Source organism: Lederbergia panacisoli (assembly GCF_024626525.1).
GTDB lineage: Bacteria > Bacillota > Bacilli > Bacillales > Bacillaceae_C > Lederbergia > Lederbergia panacisoli.
The window spans coordinates 87,679-106,247 of sequence record NZ_JANJGU010000011.1; the positions used below are offsets into that span (position 1 = coordinate 87,679).

Genomic DNA, 18,569 nt, shown 5'->3' on the forward strand with positions numbered 1-18,569 from the left:
ACAGGATAGTGTATTAAATGGTAACTTTTGGAAACCCTTTCCTGGTTTTAATACTAATAATTCTGACTCATCCGTATATTCTTATTTTCAGGGTTTTCTTTTTGGAGCAGCTAGTTTAAAATTAAGTTGTAATATGGAACTTATAGTCTAAATACTAAATGAAATTTAATCAAGCTTAGCCTTGCCGTAAATAAAGAAATTAAGGTGTTGATGTCATATTGCAACAAAATCGAAAAAACACTCGACTTATACAAAGCTTTCATGAGCTGATGAGCTTACTACATATTCAAAATCCTCCGGAAATGTGGGGTAAAAATTGGGAAAAAGCAATAGCTTTATATAATGGTAATCAGCAATTGTATTTTTTAAGAAATGAATATTTTACAGAGGCAAATCGATATTTCAAGTTAAATGAAGAGAAATCTGCTGCTTTTTATCATGCTTTGGAGCTTATTAGAGGAAGGGAGGATTTGATCACTCTCGTATGGCTTTGGAAATGCCTGCTTTATGAAGAAAATAGTTCTGCCGATGCCTATGACGTAGAGAATTGGCCTTTACCAGAGGTGGCAATGGGTCCTGTAGTACAGATGTTTCCGTTGATAGTTGCAGTTTCCAATCTTCCAAGTTTAATAGAAAACTATAAGATGCGTGGCATACCGGAATCTATCCTTTTTGATACCTTATCCGATATCGGAATCATTATGGAAGAATCGAGAAAACGAACAGGTGTATGGGGAATCGAAAATTTTCTTCTCGGTTGGTTATTAAATCATTTTCAGGGCAGGCTCTTCCGCATTGGCCGCCTGCAGTTCATGCCTAAAAAATATGATCAACGTTTCAGTGTTTACCGTCACTTAAATACTAGAAAAGTGATTGCATTAAAAAGTGAAAGGCGATTGACTGATAATGCAGATTTCGTTAAAGGGTGCCCTATAACTCCACTCGGTAAGGTTCTGCAGAAAACTGTAACAATATCATTAGCAGAATGGGAAGCAGTGTTAATACATGGTGATACCATGCTGGATGTCCATATTCCACGCGGAGATAAATTAGAATATAACCAACTGGTTGAATCGTATCGAAGCGCAATAGCAATATACTCCAAGCTGTTTCCTGAACAGCAGTTCAAGGGTTTTATTTGTCACACCTGGATGTTTGACCCGCTTTTACAGGAAATTTTACCTGAGGATTCCAATTTAGTGAAGTTTCAGCGTGATTATTATTTGTACGAACTTTTTGATGATGATTCAGTATTTCAAACTGTATTTGTATCCAAACCGGAAGATTTGCAGACTTTACCGGAAGAAACTTCATTGCAGCGTGCAATCAAAAGTCAGGTCTTGTCAGGTAAACAGATGCGTTCTGCGGCAGGATTCCTGTTATTTGACGATCTTTATAGTGGTCCAACGTATTACCAAAAAAATCAAGGAGAAGTTCAATCGTTACTAGAAGCATGTGAATAGAATATGGAAGGAGCTAGTTGCATGAATTTGATAAGTATTCCTCTTGCAATACAAGTTGTAATAGATGATGCAGGATGGTGGACAGGCCGTTCTAGCGTTAGTGAGAACGGGCCGTGGAGAACAGGCATAAATCGGGACCATCATCCATTGGATTATGTAGCGATCGCCGAACTGGGCAAACAGCTAGGCATGCGTCCTCAGGCTTCCTTCATTTTAAGTGAGTGGGACTTGACAGACCGTCTAAGAGCACTGCCTGACGCAACATATTTGGGTGAAAAATGGAGAAATCCATGGAAATCTTCACCACTGTTAAAAGAGGCGGCAGCTATCATTAGAAACGAGAACCGTTTTATTGAAGTGGGCTTGCACGGTATCGGTCATGAATATTGGGGTAACGGGGGCGTTATGGAGAGGGCGGAATGGCATGATGTACACGGAAACATGAGGCCAAGAGAAAGTGTAATAGCACACTTGGAGGCATTCGCTGAAATACTTGAAGAAAACGATCTCGGACCTTTTCCAGAATCATTCGTAGCTACCGCACATCAACACCACTACGGTGCAGGGGAAAAAGGGCTTGCATTTATTCTGGAGCAATTCGGAGTGAAGTATCATTCCCTTCCGTTTGAAGGAATGCCTAGGTCGAAGCAGCCAGAATCGGAACTCTTTGGATTTGACGGACCCTTAATAGCGGTAAATCGCGGAGCGGACCTAATTTTTTGGGACGTGATCGAGCCTGAAGTAAGCGGTAAAATAACCGGCCCGATTTGCGGCATGCACTGGCCAAATTTGCTCCATTCCGACCCTGAACGGAATGGAGAAGTGGTGAGCCGTTGGGTTAAATTGTTAGAACCGCATCAAAATCAATTCGACACGATGCTAGCTGCCAACACGGCAGAAGGATTTAGTCAAGTGGTTTATCATTCAGAAGTATCGTTTAAAGCAGATTCGTCTGGTTGCTATCTTGATTTTTCAAAACTTTCCGGTTTAAAATCGAAGCCGCCCGGCTTGCTAAATTATTTTACAATCAAGGTAAAAAACAATGTCCGTATCGTTTCCGCGTCAAAGGAAATTGAGTTAGTTGAAAATGGCCAACTATCTACTAAAGAATATAAAACCTTAGTAGTCAAAAGGAAAAACGACACAAATTCAGCGTACATTAACTGGTCATTGGAAGGAAATTGAATAGAAGTGATTTAATAATAAGTTGTTGTGCTAATTTGTGCGGTAGTCCAAGAAGGATTATCGCTTATTTTTGTTAACGTTTTTGTACTAACGGAGACTTTACCTTAAGAAGGAGTAAAGCCCTTTTGCTTATTGAACTAAAGCAGCAATTTGTTAAAAAGAAAGTGTTTTTAAACCAAAATGATGTGAAAGTGAAACAGCAAAAGCTTTTATCCGTAATACATGTAGAATAGTAGTTCGTTCATTCGGAAAGGTAAAGGGGTGGCTTTGTGACATTAAAAAAAATAAAAAAAATAGTTTCAGAAAGTATGTTTTTAAAGATTTTGTTATCCATTTTAATAATTGGAATAGCAGTTTTCTATTTTAAAACATTTTTCACTTATGGCGTCTATTTTGGAACTGAAAATATATTTTTAAAAAAGAAAGAATTAACTTCCGAAACACATTATATTGGTAGCACCTGGAACGATGACTATCAAATTGTAATTAAAGGGGTAAAGAATACACAAAGTAGTGTGGAAGTGGTATTTGAGTTGCCAAATGATATTCATAGACAATATACGGTTACTTTTAAAGATGCTATTCATTGGGATAAAGGTATTCATATAAAAGATACGAATGGTAATATCATTTTCAAAGGTGAATATTTAAAAAATAGTCCATTTTTATTTGATGAAATTGGCAATCCAGTTATGAGTGAAACTTTAGTTTTAGTAAATGGAGAAACACCTTATACAGAAGCGTATAAAGTGCCTCTAAAAACGATAGCGGATTTAGCCATGTTTTCAAATGAAACATTTCGAGGGGAAATTGCTTTTCTGATTTTAGCCTTGTTTAGCTTTTTGCTTACAGCGATAGATTACAAGTTTCCGTTATTTTTCTTTAAACTTAAAAACATATTGGAAGTCAAAGATCCAGAGCCACATGATTTTTACATTCTTACTCAGAGAATTTCGTGGTATGTTTTACCAGTAATTGGATTAATATTATTGATCATCGCAATATTATAATTTCAAATACGTGCAATCGCTTTTTTAGTATCGGACAGATTCGTTCTAAAAGATGAATCCTTTAAAACAATATTGAAATTCAATACCACTATTAATACGTGAGGTGTTGTTATGAAGATAAGAATGTTATTGATACTTGTAGGAATATTATTTGTATCTGCTTGTAGTCAAGAATATATTAATGAGAAACACAAAGTATTTCTATCCAACAAAGGGTGGAGAATTAAAGAATTTATAGAAGTTGAAACCTTTATCATTGATATTCCTAATGAAATGCTTAGTAATTATGAAGCGAGTGGTCTTACATTTTTGAGTGAGTATTTAGGAGAAGAGGTTACACAATATTCCTATGAGCTAAAAGAAAAAGATATTGAAGGAAAACGTTTGAAAGCAATAGTATACGAAGCAGAAGAAGAGATTATTGGAGGTTATGGAATTCTTCCAAGTTGGACACCCGGTAGATTTAATTTGGACGATAAAGAACGTCTAATAAGTGAACAAATGATTAAACAATAAAAGTTTGTGTATAGTTTAGTATCAGCTAAATCACGAAGCTTTGGTGCAAAATTCCATCAGAGTTGTTTTTGTTTCCAATGGAGAACTGATAAACTGAGATAGAAAAGTATATTTAACGGGATGTGTTTTACTTGAATAAACAAATAGGATTTATCGGTTGCGGAAAAATGGGACAGGCGATGGTTTCAGGGATGATTACAGCGGGTGTTGTACCGGCTGATTCAATAAAGGTAAGTACAAGCTCAGAAAATTCGTTACAAATAGTTAAGGAAAAACTACATGTTCAAGGAACGCTAAACAATAAAGAGATTGCCGAATTTGCAGACATCTTATTCTTAGCAGTAGATCCTTCAAGTTATGCGAAAGTCATCGAAGAAATTAAATATGATGTAAAAAAAGAGGCTGTTATTATAATAATTGCAGCAGGTATTTCTATTCAAACGGTGGAGTCTGCTTTCGGCAAGCCCGTTAAAATAGTACGGACGATGCCAAATACACCTTCATTAGTTAGAGAAGGAATGACAGTCATTTCCATAAATGAATTAATCACTGAAATAGATTTGGCGGATGTTGTGGAAATCTTGAATTCATTCGGAAAAACTGAACTTATGAAAGAAGAACTAATGGATGCTGTGCCCGCTATTAGCGGCTCTTCTCCAGCCTATGTGTATATGTTTATAGAAGCATTAGCTGATGGAGGGGTCAGAGATGGAATTCCGAGAAAGCAAGCGTACAAATTGGCTGCCCAAGCTGTACTCGGGGCGGCGAAAATGGTGCTTGAAACGGAGAACCATCCAGGAAGTTTAAAGGATGATGTATGCACACCAGGAGGATCAACTATTCGAGCTGTTGCTGCATTGGAAGAAAGTAATTTCAGATCATCGATCTTGAATGCAATGAAAGCATGCACTCGGAAAAGTAAAGGATTAGATGACAAATAATAATAGAAGAGAAGGCAGTTACGATTCTGTATAAGGTAGAAAAACTAAGAACTATGAAAATATGCTAATAAAAATATAATTATGACATTTTACCATTATATCTTGCTTACACAAACAAATGTTCGTATAATAGAGATAAGAATACATAATAGGGGGAAGGGGAAATGGCAAGGAAACTTGGGATCACTGATGAAATGATTATTCAAATGTATAAAGATGGCATGCCTTATAAGGAAATGGTACCAATTATAGGAATTTCAGAAAGAGCAATCCGGAATGTCATGTATAAACATGGAATCAAAATGAATCGTGAACAATCATCAGGGCAGCCACGGAAACATAAAGTTAATGAAGATTTCTTTAAGGTTTGGTCTCATGAGATGGCTTGGATTTTGGGGCTGTTTATTACAGATGGGAGTGTGAATAAACACATTCATAGTATTTCCCTTGCCCAGAACGATATAGATATACTCAAAAAAGTAGCAAATGCTATGAATGCCGATTTAGTCATTGCTTCTCCAAAGGGCACTAGAACAACTCCTTCATTAATTATCAATTCCAAAACATTAAAAACAGATATAGAGAAGCTTGGGGTTCATTCAAATAAATCTTTAACTATAAAATTTCCTTCTGTACCACAGCAATATTTACCTTCTTTTATAAGAGGGGTTATTGATGGAGATGGTTGGGTAAGTAAGGAAGGATATGTTATGAATGTAACTACAGCAAGTATTGCATTTGCCAATGGACTTTATTCTGTTTTTCAATCTTGGAACTTACGGACAGAAATCACATCTCAAATAACACTTACAAAAAAACCTATTTATCGTGTTTGGGTAAAAGGAAAATATGAACTTCCTAAACTAGCAAATATCATTTATAATGATGCTGCAGATGAAAATTATATTGTATATAAGAAAAAGTATATGAATCTACATTCAAAACGATAAAATTGGGAGTTGATTATTTATGTGGAAATTAGTTAATGGTAGATTAGTTCATACAACTGATGATTCAAGAATAGAATTCCGCACAAACATAAGCAAAAACATTTTAGAACAATTGAAAGTTATGGCTGCTCAAAATGATACACACATTAATTATCTTCTAGAAAATGGACTTGAGAATGTTTTGTCTACAGGCACTATTATTTTTAACAAAGAAACAAGACCTAAAGACAGAATTCAATACAAAACAACTTATAATAAAGATTTGTTGGAAGCTGTAAAAAAGTTTGCTAAGAACCACAAACTATTTATTAATGATGTGATTGAATATAGCATCGACTTTATAGATATGAATACAATAAAAAATACTGACTATAAAAATAGGGTGGTTCGGAAATAATAATATTTCACAGAACGCCGTCTCCATAATATATATTATCGGAAGCTATTATGAAAAGTTCAAATCTGTTTCATATCAAAAGTATACTACTAATATTGAGACAGAAAATGAATTTCCATCCATAAATAATTCAGGCATTTGATTTATTTAAATCCAAATGCCTGAATTATTTTATACAATCTACAATCTATCTCTGTCTTTCTAAATCCAACAGCCTCGTTTTCATCTCCAATCCGCCCCGAAACCCAGTCAATGATCCATTTTTTCCGATTACACGATGACAAGGCACGGACATTAAAATTGGATTTGCTCCTATTGCTGATCCTACTGCACGAACAGCTGTTGGTTTGTTTATAGCGTTTGCTACGTCGGAATAAGATTTCGTCTCACCGTATGGAATTTCACATAGTGCATTCCAAACCTTTTTTTGAAATTCCGTGCCCTTTAAATCAGTGGGAAAAGTAAAATTCTTTCGATTCCCTTCCAAATATTCAACAATTTCTACCTTATATTCTTCAAGCTTGATATTATCCTCATTCAAAAGACTTTCTGGAAAATGCTTTTTGGACCATTTGGACAATTCATCAAAAGATTCATTAATCGGACCGATATAACATATCCCTTTTGATGTCGCAGCGATATACAATTTCCAATTATCTTTTTCTAGCAATGACCAATATAGTGTTGGTTTATTATTGTGGTCCATATTCAATCACCTCATTGACGATTTTAACACGAAATTCATTATAAAATAGAAATAATAATTCCAGTAACCATTCCAATTGGTCCACCAAGATCAAATATAATGGCTGCGAAGCGGGTTAAAGAAATCTGAAGGTTCAGTAGCGTCGTATGATTTCCAACTCTTAGTGATTTTCCATATTATTGAAGGCTTCGACCACATAAAAGCACGACCTAGCAAAAAAATGTGCCCAATATAACTAATTGTGCACCCTCCTCCATTTGTATATCCCCCATTTAAGTTTTATAAATATACGTATGTATTGTTTTAAAAGATTCATTTTTCCATTTTGTCTAAAATATAGATTACTGGTCAATTCATTACCACTTAGTCAGAACTTGACTATTCAATTACATAATAATTATAATTTACTTACTCGGTAATAATTAGCTGATAAGGAGGCTGCCATGGATCATCGATCATTACTTCTTCTCGGGTTGCTTATGTCGGATAGTCAACATGGGTACCAGATTCATGATTTCGTTGAAAAAAATCTCACATTTATCTCAAACATGAAGAAAGCAACGGCTTACTCTTTATTAGATAAATTAAGCAAGGAAGGGTTGATTGATGTTTCTGTTGAATATGATGGAAATCGTCCGCCCAGGAAAGTTTATTCTATTAATGAGTCTGGTCGAAAACAGTTTTATCATTTACTTGAAATAAATCTTTCTGCTGCTGAAAACATTTTTTACGAAGGCGATATCGGTTTTATGTTCCTTGATCAACTGCCATTGGATAAGTCAATCGAATTTTTGCAAAAAAAACATGAAATGTTAAGAGAAATATACAACACAATCACACATCTTTCTATTCACGAATGCAGCAGCGGCGTTACCATTGCCATGAATCATAAAAAAAGAATGCTTGAAGCCGAATTATCTTTTATTACAGAAACCATTCAACAATTAAATAACCATACTATTCACCAAGAAACGGAGTGAGTTCCATGTCCGAAACTAAAAAAGCCTTGCCAATATTATTCGCCGTCATGTTTTTAGTCATGGTCGGCTTTGGGATTATTATACCAGTACTCCCCTTCTACGCGGAAAATATTGGAGCTACTCCTACACAATTAGGATATTTAATGGCCGTCTATTCGCTTATGCAGCTGATTTTTGCTCCGATGTGGGGAAGAATTTCTGATAAGATTGGCCGTAAACCCGTTATCATGATTGGGATATTCGGACTGTCTGTTTCTTTTTTCTTAATGGGGCTCTCTTCTCAACTTTGGATGCTTTTTGCTGCGAGAATCATTGGGGGATTTTTATCTTCTGCAAATATGCCTACAGTGATGGCTTATGTTGCTGATATTACAACCCCTGAAGATCGTGGAAAAGGAATGGGCATCATTGGAGCAGCGGTTGGGCTTGGATTTGTGTTTGGCCCTGCCATTGGAGGTATTTTTTCAAAAATTAATTTAAATATGCCTTTCTTTATAGCGGGGGCATCTTCTTTGATTACTTTTTTCCTTGTTGGTTTCCTTCTGCAAGAATCGTTAACAAAGAAAGGTGGAAGCCAAGCAAATACAGAAAAAATCTCAATATGGCAAACTTTTAATGGTCCGTTATCTATATTGTTTATTTTACAATTGTTTATTTCACTTTCACTCTCTGGTTTAGAAGCAACATTTGCTTATTATGCTGCCAAAAAAGCTGGTTTAGGTACTGTGACTTTAGGCTATTTGTTTATGATTATGGGGCTTGCAGGAGCAATCGTTCAAGGTGGATTAGTTGGGAAAATGACTAAAAAATATGGGGAAGGATTCGTTATCCAATTAGGAATTGTTATATCCACTATTGGATTTGGCCTTATTTTACTTGTTGACAGCTTTACGTCGGCAGCGATTTTCTTATCTATTTTTGGCATTGGGAATGGCGTGATTCGTCCTAGTGTTTCGGCATTGTTAACGAAAAAGTCGACATCCGGTCACGGCAGTGCAACCGGCTTATTATCTTCCTTTGATTCTTTAGGAAGAATCGTAGGTCCCCCGTTAGGCGGTTGGCTCTTTTCAATTGCAATCGGTCTACCATACATATCTGGTATTGTTTTATCTATCGTCGCGCTTTTTTTGTATCAGATGTATACATTTAGGTCAAAAAAATACGCGACAATGAATTGACAGTTAGATTCCTTTGACATATAGTAAAATTAATTAAAAACGGAAGGGTGAATGTATTACATGTGGAACTAATCCTATTGATTGAAAACAATCGAATGAAGGCATTTTTAAAACGGAGAGATTTCTGTTTTATTTATGGTGCCTTTACTCGGCGTTTTTCAGAATAGGATTGGACCTTCATGTTTACCTAAAGGGAGTAGTCTCTTTATTTGGTATGCACCCGTGCCTCCTATTCTGAAGAATATAGGAGGCATTTTTTTGTCTCCATCTTTGTAAAATTGGAGATGGTATGATGGTTTTATTAGAAGCTAATCATTTAAAACTATTTATTAAAGATCGATTACTCATCGATCTTGATCACTTGTTAATTCAGGATCGTGATTGCATTGGGCTTGTTGGAAGAAACGGCAGTGGCAAAACGACACTTTTGGAGCTTCTTGCGAACAAACAAACGCCTGATGAAGGAAATATCACTTCGTATGCGGATTATGTGCTGCTACCACAGTTGAAAAATACAAATACTACAAAAAGTGGCGGTGAGATTACTCAGGAATACATTAACCGTGCACTTGCGCAAAAACCAGATATACTCCTTGCAGATGAGCCAACAACGAATTTGGATACATTCCATATCGAAAAATTAGAAAGCCAATTGAAAAGATGGCAAGGTGCGATTGTGATGGTATCGCATGACCGTGCATTTCTCGATTCCCTTTGTACGAAAATATGGGAAATTGATGATGGCAACGTTAAGGAATTTAAAGGTAATTATTCTGATTATCTTAACCAAAAAGAATTGGAACGAAAACAGCAGGAAAATGCTTATGAACAGTATGAGCGCAAGAAAAAGCAATTAGAGGAAGCACTTATTTTAAAGGAACAAAAAGCGGCACGTGCAACAAAAGCTCCCAAAAAAGTAAGTCCATCGGAAACAAGAATTATGGGGGCAAAGCCATATTTTGCAAATAAACAAAAGAAACTAAGAAAAACTGCGAAAGCTATCGAAACTAGGTTAGAAAAATTAGAGAAGGTTGATAAAATAAAGGATGTTCCCCCAGTAAAAATGAAGCTTCCTAACGAAGAAGCTTTTAAAGGGCGTACTGTTTTGAGGATAAAAGATGTTAGTGGGTCGGTCCCAAATCGATTGCTTTGGAAGAACACTAGCTTTGATGTAAAAGGTGGAGATAAGCTAGCCATCACCGGGAAAAACGGCAGCGGAAAGACGACACTAATAAAAAAAATAATGGATATTGAAGATGGAATTTACCTCTCCCCTTCCATGCAAATTGGTTACTTTAGCCAAAATTTAGATATTTTAAATGTAAATGAGTCAATTTTGAGAAATGTGCAATCCACATCTGCACAAGATGAATCTTTTATTCGAACAGTACTCGCAAGATTACGATTTTTTAGAGATGATGTTTATAAAAAAGTCAGTGTCTTAAGTGGCGGTGAACGGGTAAAGGTTGCTTTTGCTAAAATATTCGTCAGTAATATCAACACATTAATTTTAGATGAACCGACCAATTTTTTAGACATAGAATCGGTGGAAGCACTAGAATCACTTCTGCAAGACTACGAAGGAACAGTTTTACTCGTTTCCCACGATCGAAGATTCATTCAATCAATCGCGAATCGGATTTTATCGATTGAAAACGAGGAGATTCAAGTTTTTGATGGGACATATGAGGAATATCAACAATATAGTCCGACAAAAGACCGTAATACTAAAGAAGATGAGTTACTTTTATTAGAAACGAAGATTTCAGATGTATTAAGTCGTTTAAGCATTGACCCTTCAGATGAATTGGAGTTGGAGTTTCAAGCCTTAATTACTGAAAAAAACAAAATAAAAAAGGGATGAGGATTTATCTCCTTTCCCTTTTTTTTGACCAATTAATCCTAAAAGGTTAAAAACTTCCTTGGAGTGCCATAGTTTTTGATTAATCTCAGCTGTTGGAAATTTGATACATATTCGATCAGGATTGGTGCATCAAGGAGCCATGGAACATGTTTAAACAGGTCGTAATCGGATTTAATAATATGGGATATCATTTCCGGTAATATCGAATGTAAATGATTAAATCGATTTATTGCTTGTTCTTCGTCATATTCCCCACCACTTATATAAATTCTTCCGGAAAATACGTATTCACCAAGTTTAGATATCTATTCGGCAGTGAAAATATCTTCACAATTTTTATATATGCTTACATTGTATTTTGTACCAATGGTTAAATGTTGGGAATTACCTGTATCCGAAGTACTAAGTGTGTATTTTCTTCCATCTACTGGCCCATATGAAGTGGCGGGTGGTGCAATCATTACGGTAAACTGGTCGGTTTGCAGCTTTTCCATTCTGCAGCTCCCCTTTTTACGTGTTTACTGTATTATATGGCAAATGCCTATTTAGGTGAGTTGAATTGATTTATTTCATATTTATATGATATTTACGATTCAATGAACAATTACTTTAAAAAGCGGAACCAACCAAAATCAAAATTAGCCCCTGGCAGAAATATAAAAGTTAACTTTTGTATTCCTTTTATCCTTTCTAGTTCAAATACGCGTTCTTCATACTCTTTCGACTGCCTAAATTCAATAATTTGGGTACTAACTTTTTTATCGCCCGAAAGTTTCAAGTGAATCGTATTATTATCAATGTTCGATCTTCCGAAAATGACCAATTTAGAGGCGCCTTCGTTTGTAAAATCCATTTGATCAAATTCAATAGATACATTATTTCCTATAGATTCCACGTATTGTCCATTTCTTTCAAAGGTATCCCCATATATATTGTCGCAAGCATTAGCAAAATTTTGTTCAAACGCCCTGTTCTTTTTTTCAAAAGAGAATCCTTTAATATGCACCTTATTATGAAGTACAAAACAAATGGAAGTTATACCACGTAGTCTTTTGGATAATTGATAAGTTTCTTCTTGGTATACATTCCACTTTGATTCTTTTTGATAAATAACATCGGCCAATCGTTCACTTCCTTCTTCACCAGGCATTCCTTCCCATATATGCAAGGAGTATTCCTCATTTGTGAGGGAAAATATCGGTATTGTAATAAGATCTGAACCATATGGGTCAAAGTCGATATCACGAAACCCTACTTGAGTTTCACCATCTCTACTTGTTGCTACTCCTCTTTCATTTCCATTTCCAACTTCCCCTTTACTGTAGTCATACAGTCCACCAGAAATAAATCCATACGGGTCCTTATAGGCGGTGCCTAAGTTGATCACTTTAAACTCTAATTCAGAAATTAATTTTGTTTTATCTGTTCCGTTCTTACTTGTACAACGAAGTCTAAATTCTCCATCCCCGAATGCGCTGACCCTTGCTTTATGACCATCTGCCATTACTTTCGCAATATTGGATTCAATCCCCGTATCAGTTACGACACTCCACTCAATTTCTTTGTAAGAGGTATTCGTCGGGTATAATTTAGCTTGCACCTCTATTTCTTTTCTTGATTCATTGAAAACACGATTGGAATCACTAATAATTTCAATCTTGCGAACAGGTATTTCATCTGTCTTCCCCATAATACACGGTAATTCATGATTTCTATCATTTGTTGTTATTCCTTTAACGGCTCCAGCCTTGCTGGAGATAGATTTGAAGTGTAGTGTTTTACTTTGAAGACCTGGAGAGGTAACCTCGATTTTAATATTTCCTGATTCTAAGGTGGAACCAATGATGGCCATTAATTTACCACTGAATAATCTTCTGTTTGTTCCTTTATATTGATCATAATCGGTGCTATCCCCATTATCTAAGCCTAGTAAACGTCCCGCTCCCGATACATGAACAGAAACTCGATTATTAGCATTTTCTACTTTACGACCATTTTCATCTTCAACATTGATCTCAATAAAAATCAAATCTGTCCCGTTTGCAATCATTTTTTCTTTATCAGCAAGCAAACAGATCTTTTTCGCATCACCAAAGGATCTTCTTACATCTATCGCAATTATGTCGCCTGTTTCATCATAAGCTATTGCCTTTAGTTCCCCTTGTTCATATGGGACCTTCCACCATCCAACAAGCTCTGTACCATGTTTATGGTCAATATCATGTGTTCCAATGGAATGACCGTTTAACAGTAATTCAACTTTTGGAGCATTTGAACAAACTCGAACATCAATCATTTTCCCTTCATTAAAATCCCAATATGGGAATATATGAACCATAGGTTTTTTCTTATAATCTGTCCATGCCGCTTGATAAACAAAATATGAATCCTTCTTAAATGTTGCTGTATCAATTTGCCCAAAATAAGAGTTCTTTGTATGGTAGGGAGTTGGTTCACCTATATAGTCAAATCCAGTCCATATGAACTGTCCCAGGGAAAAAGAAGTATCTCTTTCTGCTAAAATGCAAGCTTCCGCCGACTTTGCTCCCCAGCTTGTTGAACTATTTCCAAGAGCGGAGCATTGTTCATCATCATCAGCTAGTATCGATTTTTCATAAGGAAAATGGTAAATACCTCTACTTTGTACGACAGAAGATGTCTCACTTCCATAAATAATCCAATCGGGATGTTCTTTATGGTGTTTTTCATAATATTTTTCTGCATAATTATAACCGGCAACTTTCACAATATCCGCGCATTTTTGTGCATTTTCCCAAGGCATATAGTTTGAACCAATGGTAACAACAGCATTCTCCTTTGGATCATATGTTCGGACAGTGTTAGTAAGTATCTTTGTTATTTCTTGTCCTCTTTCGTCCGCGTGTGTATCATAAATTTCATTTCCGATACTCCACATTAATAAGCTTGGATGATTCCGATCTCGCATGATCCAATTTTTCACATCGATTTGTGCCCATTCTTTAAAAAATCGAGCATAATCATAAGGTGTTTTTGGTCTCTCCCACATATCAAAAGCTTCAGAAACGATAAGTAGTCCCATCTCATCCGCTAATTCCATCAGCTCTTTTGCGGGCATATTGTGTGCAGTTCGGATCGAATTGACACCCATTTCTTTCAAAACATTAAATCTTCTCTTTAAAGCTACCTTGTTAAAAGCAGCTCCGAGTGCCCCTAGGTCGTGATGTTCACATACTCCATTTAATTTCATCTTTTTGCCATTCAGTCTTAAACCGTCATTGGAATCAAGGGTAATATGCCGAAAACCAATACTCTGAGTTATGGACTCTACTTTTTCACCTGAATCAGCTTTAAATAATTGTGTTTGAAGCTCATAAAGATTTGGATCATCTGTACTCCATAACAAGGGGTCTTTAACAAATAATGTTTGACGACTTTGGGAAGGAGAACTACTCATAACTATTAACTTCTCTGAAGAAGTCGTCACTGCTTGACCCTTATAAGAAATAATGTGGGTTAATTCAACATTCTCAAAAATGTTTACATCAGTATCAACTTCAACTTGCCATCCGTCCTCTAGAAGTTTAGTGCTCACATAAATACCGTCTGTTATTATATGATTTTTGTCTCTTGTCTTTAGCCACACATTCCTATAGATTCCAGCGCCAGAATACCATCTACTATTGGGACTCTGAAAAACTACTTTCACTAGAATTTCATTTTCTCCTTCTGTGACGATATTTGTAATTTCGTGTTCAAAAGATGAATAACCATTTTTCCATTCTCCAACAAACTGATTATTCACATAAACAGAGGAATCCATATAAACCCCATCAAAACATAAAAGAATCTGCTTTTGTTCTTGCATATATGTAAATTTTTTACGATACCAACCTATACTGTTTTCATAAAGGTTCAATGTATTAAAAATAAGCCAATCATGAGGAAGGTCCACCGCTCTATATTCCAAACCCGTTGGATCTGTAACTTCTAGATTACTTTTGGCGAATTCCCAACCTTCGTTAAAAAGTGGTTTTTTATTCATGCTTATATATATCCCTTCTCCAATTCATCTCTCCATGGTCATTATAATATTTGGAAAACTGGTTTTTCCTCGATAAAATGGACAGGTATATTTGGAAAAAGTGATTGTATATTCTGTGCTAAGTATTCCATACCTGCTTTCTCACTTTCTGCATGCCCAAGGAAAATTAAAGCCTTTTTTCGTCCTTGCTGAACAGCATCTCTTACATATTCCGGCGTTTCCCATTCAGGTCCTTCTCCTGAAATAAGTAAATCAAGCTGAGTTTCGTGAAAAAAAGGAATTGAAATTTCGCTACCTCCCCTATAGCCGACCGAAACTCCTACACGCTCACAAACAAGTGATAAATCACCAACAACACGTACATATGGAATATTTAATTTGGATTTAATATAGTACACAATTTCACGTAACGACATGGCAGGTAAAGTAAGGATAGAAGCCGCGGCATCATCCTTCTCAACAAAAGATTCCCAGTTTAATATACGAATCAATCCAGATGTAATACCATCAGGCTTATACTTATGAATATAATCATGGAGCCGGAAAACGGCTATTTTTGATTGTTCGATCAAATTCTTTTTCTCTAAAAAAATGAAATCATGCTGCCATTTTTCCGTTTTATCAAAGTGACTATAGTACAGCCCTTCATGGATAATCAACAGATTCACACCTAGTTTTTTTGCTTGTTGTATTACATTAGTCGTTGCCAAAAATGTTGTTGCAATTCCTTTGACATACTCATCTTGATATCCTGTTATTAGCATATCTACAGTATTTTCTATTTTCGGTACAGGCTCTTTCAATTTATCCAATACATCTTTAATCGTAATTGTCATTTAGCTATCAGCTACTTTCACGCTTATTTTGTATAATTCATTTTAATATCGTCTATCACCTCTCTGCTATTTAAAGTTAATAGATAACTAAGGATGCTGGCGATAAATAATAAAAGAATATCTGTAGTTATAAACGTGAAAAATAAAGCAATTATTATTATCCCGATATTGCCAGTCGCAATTTTCACCTTTTTAAAACTGTAGTAGATAGATAGCTTATATGTGTCTCTAATTCTAAATTTGTATTTAGCTGTAATTGGGAATACATACAAAAAGACACAAATCAGTAATCCAATCGCAACAAGAAACACTATTGCCATGATTTGGTTGATTTTCGTACTATCCTGATTAAAATATTGCAAATCAATAATTAAGATAAATATTACAGCAAGCAAAGGTAGCCAAACCTTTAATGTATCTATAAAATTTATTCTATAACCGTAGAAAAAATCTTTTGTAGGAGAAATATCTTTTTCACGTACTAATTTATCCATCACATAGCATAATGCCGTAATGGCGGGCCCCGTCGGAATTAGCGTCAAAAAAATAATTATAATATTTGAAATAACAGGCTCTAGTGTAATGAAGGCAAATAAAAAAATAATATTGCAAAATATAAAGTAAATATTGGTTAGCATAAACCAATAAATATAACTAGAAATTACGAAAAATATGCCTTGGCCAAATTCTTTGCGTTTATCCATCGTCGTTCATCCTTATTAGTTTTGTTAACGCATTCAATTGTAAATGTTTTAAAATATGTAAACTACCCACAATAAATTGCAGGTAGTTTCTAACATTTATCCTTATTTTTTATAAACTTTATTTGCTAAATCTACGTAATCATCCATTCCCATATTTTTCAAGTCTTTAACATAATCATTCCATTTTGCTAAATCACGATCGCCGAGAATAAATTCATAAGTTGCCGTATTGACAAAGTCTTTTAACGGTGTACTTAATAGGGTTGATTGTTCAAGTTCCATTTCATCATATTTAATTGGTGGGTCAGGTAAAATAAGTTCTTTCGTCTCATGCATCGCTTCTTGGAATTCGATCTCTTCCTCACTAAACATAGAATGAAGAAGATCCGTTGTCCCACCGTAAGCGAAGTTTCCTCCTGAGAATCCAAAATCAGCATTCAACGCTTTTGTACCTTGTGGATTTAGACCAACATAATTCACGTCCTCGGCAAGTACGCGTTTGCCATCTACACCTTTCTCATACGTAACTCCTTCTACTCCCCACTTAGTGAATTCTTGTCCTTCATCACTATACCATAACCAATCAATAAACTGTAAAAGCGCTTCAAAGTTAGGGTCATCCTTCGCCTTTGCAGAAATCATAATTCCATTTTCTAATTTAGATCCTCCCATTACCTGTCCAACCGGTCCACCTGGGACAATGATTTTCTTAATAGAGAAATTACCTTCTCCTAAGATTTCATTCATATCTTTACGATAATCAACAATTGTTTGAGAGTTCGTGCCAATGACAAATGACTTCCCATTAACAAATTTCTGTACTGCTTGGTCATCTTCTTGTGTGACACTTTCTTTATCAAGTAACCCTTTTTCAACAAGACCATGGAAGTAAGTTAGCATTTGCTTATAACCGTCAGATGCTGGACCAAAATAAAACTCATCTTTTTCTTTATCAAACTTTAAAGCTGATCCTAAGCCCCAACCAGCAGAAGTGCCGAAACTTGTCGCTGCGACATTAAGTGTACTGCTGAATGTCCATCGATCAGAGAAAGGAGTAGAGTCTGGATATGCTTGTTTCATTGCAACTAGTATTTCTTCAAGTTCATCCCAAGTCGTTGGCATCTCAAAACCCAGTTCTTCCACAATATCTGTTCTAATTGCTAAAGTATAGTCTGGCCAAACATCTTCATGAAGACCAGGTAATACATAATATTTACCATCATCATGACGCAACCCTTCTAAGAAAGGCTCTATATTCCACTTTTCTACTTTATCCTTATAGTTTGGCATTAGGTCAACGTAATCACTTATAGGAAGAATTGTGCCTGAAGCAACAAATGGAGTTTCTTCACCAGGATATGTTTTCGGAATAATATACGGTGCATCCCCACTACTTATAAGCAAACTTCTTTTTTGGCTATAATCACTCATTGGAATGATTGTCATATCTAAATTTACATTTGTTCTTTTCTTTATTTCCTCTATTAATAGCCAGTCTTTTTTGTATGGGTAATTCGGGTGATCACTAAATGACATAGTGAAGGTCAATTCGTTTTTTGCTTTAAATTGATCTCCCAATCCGTAGTTTTCCACAGCGTTTTCACTCTCTGGTACATCAACAACCTGTTTGTCTCCTTCTTTTTTCCCTTCTGTTTTTTCAGAGTTATTACAGGCAACTAATAAAAAGCTAAAGATTGTTAAGCTAGCTATTAGGAACAATAACTTTTTAAACCGTTTCTCCATAACATTCTCCCCCTTATTTTTTCCATTAACTTTAGGAATACATTTGATAAATAAAAAGTGAGTGATCCACCT

Annotated in this window: 18 protein-coding genes; 10 read left to right on the top strand and 8 right to left on the bottom strand. The window is 35.5% G+C overall.

Annotation, left to right across the window (positions count from 1 at the left end; all coding sequences use genetic code 11):
- Positions 1 to 218 precede the first annotated feature (218 nt).
- The 7 genes from NQ185_RS14620 to NQ185_RS14650 all read left to right on the top strand — a co-directional run bounded on the left by NQ185_RS14620 (position 219) and on the right by NQ185_RS14650 (position 6,462).
- Positions 219 to 1,463 (top strand): acyltransferase domain-containing protein, encoded by a 1,245-nt coding sequence (locus NQ185_RS14620; protein ID WP_257582691.1) that lies wholly within the window; start codon positions 219 to 221, stop codon positions 1,461 to 1,463.
- Positions 1,464 to 1,484: 21 nt separating this feature from the next.
- The gene (locus tag NQ185_RS14625) at positions 1,485 to 2,648 is read left to right on the top strand and encodes a hypothetical protein (RefSeq protein ID WP_257582692.1); all 1,164 of its coding nucleotides are present in this window, start codon (positions 1,485 to 1,487) and stop codon (positions 2,646 to 2,648) included.
- A gap of 269 nt (positions 2,649 to 2,917) precedes the next feature.
- Positions 2,918 to 3,658, top strand: a complete 741-nt coding sequence (locus tag NQ185_RS14630; RefSeq protein ID WP_257582693.1) for a DUF6199 family natural product biosynthesis protein — start codon at positions 2,918 to 2,920, stop codon at positions 3,656 to 3,658.
- A gap of 111 nt (positions 3,659 to 3,769) precedes the next feature.
- Positions 3,770 to 4,174: a DUF4830 domain-containing protein gene (locus tag NQ185_RS14635; protein WP_257582694.1), complete on the top strand. Its 405-nt coding sequence runs from the start codon at positions 3,770 to 3,772 to the stop codon at positions 4,172 to 4,174.
- A gap of 131 nt (positions 4,175 to 4,305) precedes the next feature.
- Positions 4,306 to 5,115: a pyrroline-5-carboxylate reductase gene (proC, locus tag NQ185_RS14640; RefSeq protein ID WP_257582695.1), complete on the top strand. Its 810-nt coding sequence runs from the start codon at positions 4,306 to 4,308 to the stop codon at positions 5,113 to 5,115.
- Positions 5,116 to 5,279: 164 nt separating this feature from the next.
- A complete protein-coding gene (locus NQ185_RS14645; RefSeq protein WP_257582696.1) occupies positions 5,280 to 6,065 on the top strand; it encodes an LAGLIDADG family homing endonuclease in 786 nt (261 codons plus the stop codon).
- Between the two features lie 19 nt (positions 6,066 to 6,084).
- Entirely contained in the window at positions 6,085 to 6,462 is a 378-nt protein-coding gene (locus NQ185_RS14650; RefSeq protein ID WP_257582697.1) for an rRNA methyltransferase, read from the top strand.
- A gap of 187 nt (positions 6,463 to 6,649) precedes the next feature.
- Here NQ185_RS14650 and NQ185_RS14655 read toward each other — a convergent pair whose 3' ends face one another.
- On the bottom strand, positions 6,650 to 7,168 hold the full coding sequence (locus NQ185_RS14655) for a methylated-DNA--[protein]-cysteine S-methyltransferase (protein WP_257582698.1): 519 nt from the start codon (positions 7,166 to 7,168) through the stop codon (positions 6,650 to 6,652).
- A gap of 90 nt (positions 7,169 to 7,258) precedes the next feature.
- Complete coding sequence (locus tag NQ185_RS20370; RefSeq protein WP_506323685.1) at positions 7,259 to 7,384, bottom strand: DUF6199 family natural product biosynthesis protein; 126 nt, start codon at positions 7,382 to 7,384, stop codon at positions 7,259 to 7,261.
- Between the two features lie 227 nt (positions 7,385 to 7,611).
- Between NQ185_RS20370 and NQ185_RS14660 the strand changes: the two genes are divergently transcribed.
- From NQ185_RS14660 to NQ185_RS14670, 3 genes are all read left to right on the top strand, one after another.
- The gene (locus tag NQ185_RS14660; RefSeq protein WP_257582699.1) at positions 7,612 to 8,148 is read left to right on the top strand and encodes a PadR family transcriptional regulator; all 537 of its coding nucleotides are present in this window, start codon (positions 7,612 to 7,614) and stop codon (positions 8,146 to 8,148) included.
- Positions 8,149 to 8,153: 5 nt separating this feature from the next.
- A complete protein-coding gene (locus NQ185_RS14665; protein WP_257582700.1) occupies positions 8,154 to 9,326 on the top strand; it encodes an MFS transporter in 1,173 nt (390 codons plus the stop codon).
- A 292-nt stretch (positions 9,327 to 9,618) separates the two neighbouring features.
- Complete coding sequence (locus NQ185_RS14670; RefSeq protein WP_257582701.1) at positions 9,619 to 11,190, top strand: Vga family ABC-F type ribosomal protection protein; 1,572 nt, start codon at positions 9,619 to 9,621, stop codon at positions 11,188 to 11,190.
- Positions 11,191 to 11,228: 38 nt separating this feature from the next.
- On the opposite strand, the gene NQ185_RS20375 is transcribed toward NQ185_RS14670, so the two are convergent.
- From NQ185_RS20375 to NQ185_RS14695, 6 genes are all read right to left on the bottom strand, one after another.
- Positions 11,229 to 11,495 (bottom strand): staygreen family protein, encoded by a 267-nt coding sequence (locus NQ185_RS20375; RefSeq protein ID WP_373370814.1) that lies wholly within the window; start codon positions 11,493 to 11,495, stop codon positions 11,229 to 11,231.
- The gene (locus tag NQ185_RS14675) at positions 11,496 to 11,684 is read right to left on the bottom strand and encodes a staygreen family protein (RefSeq protein WP_257582702.1); all 189 of its coding nucleotides are present in this window, start codon (positions 11,682 to 11,684) and stop codon (positions 11,496 to 11,498) included.
- Positions 11,685 to 11,794: 110 nt separating this feature from the next.
- Positions 11,795 to 15,214: a glycoside hydrolase family 2 TIM barrel-domain containing protein gene (locus NQ185_RS14680; RefSeq protein WP_257582703.1), complete on the bottom strand. Its 3,420-nt coding sequence runs from the start codon at positions 15,212 to 15,214 to the stop codon at positions 11,795 to 11,797.
- Positions 15,215 to 15,255: 41 nt separating this feature from the next.
- Positions 15,256 to 16,050, bottom strand: coding sequence for a Nif3-like dinuclear metal center hexameric protein (locus tag NQ185_RS14685; RefSeq protein ID WP_257582704.1), 795 nt, complete (start codon positions 16,048 to 16,050; stop codon positions 15,256 to 15,258).
- Between the two features lie 23 nt (positions 16,051 to 16,073).
- Positions 16,074 to 16,754: a YesL family protein gene (locus NQ185_RS14690; RefSeq protein ID WP_257582705.1), complete on the bottom strand. Its 681-nt coding sequence runs from the start codon at positions 16,752 to 16,754 to the stop codon at positions 16,074 to 16,076.
- Positions 16,755 to 16,856: 102 nt separating this feature from the next.
- Positions 16,857 to 18,497 carry an ABC transporter substrate-binding protein gene (locus tag NQ185_RS14695; protein ID WP_257582706.1) on the bottom strand — a complete coding sequence of 547 codons (1,641 nt, stop codon included), beginning with the start codon at positions 18,495 to 18,497 and terminating at the stop codon, positions 16,857 to 16,859.
- Positions 18,498 to 18,569 lie beyond the last annotated feature (72 nt).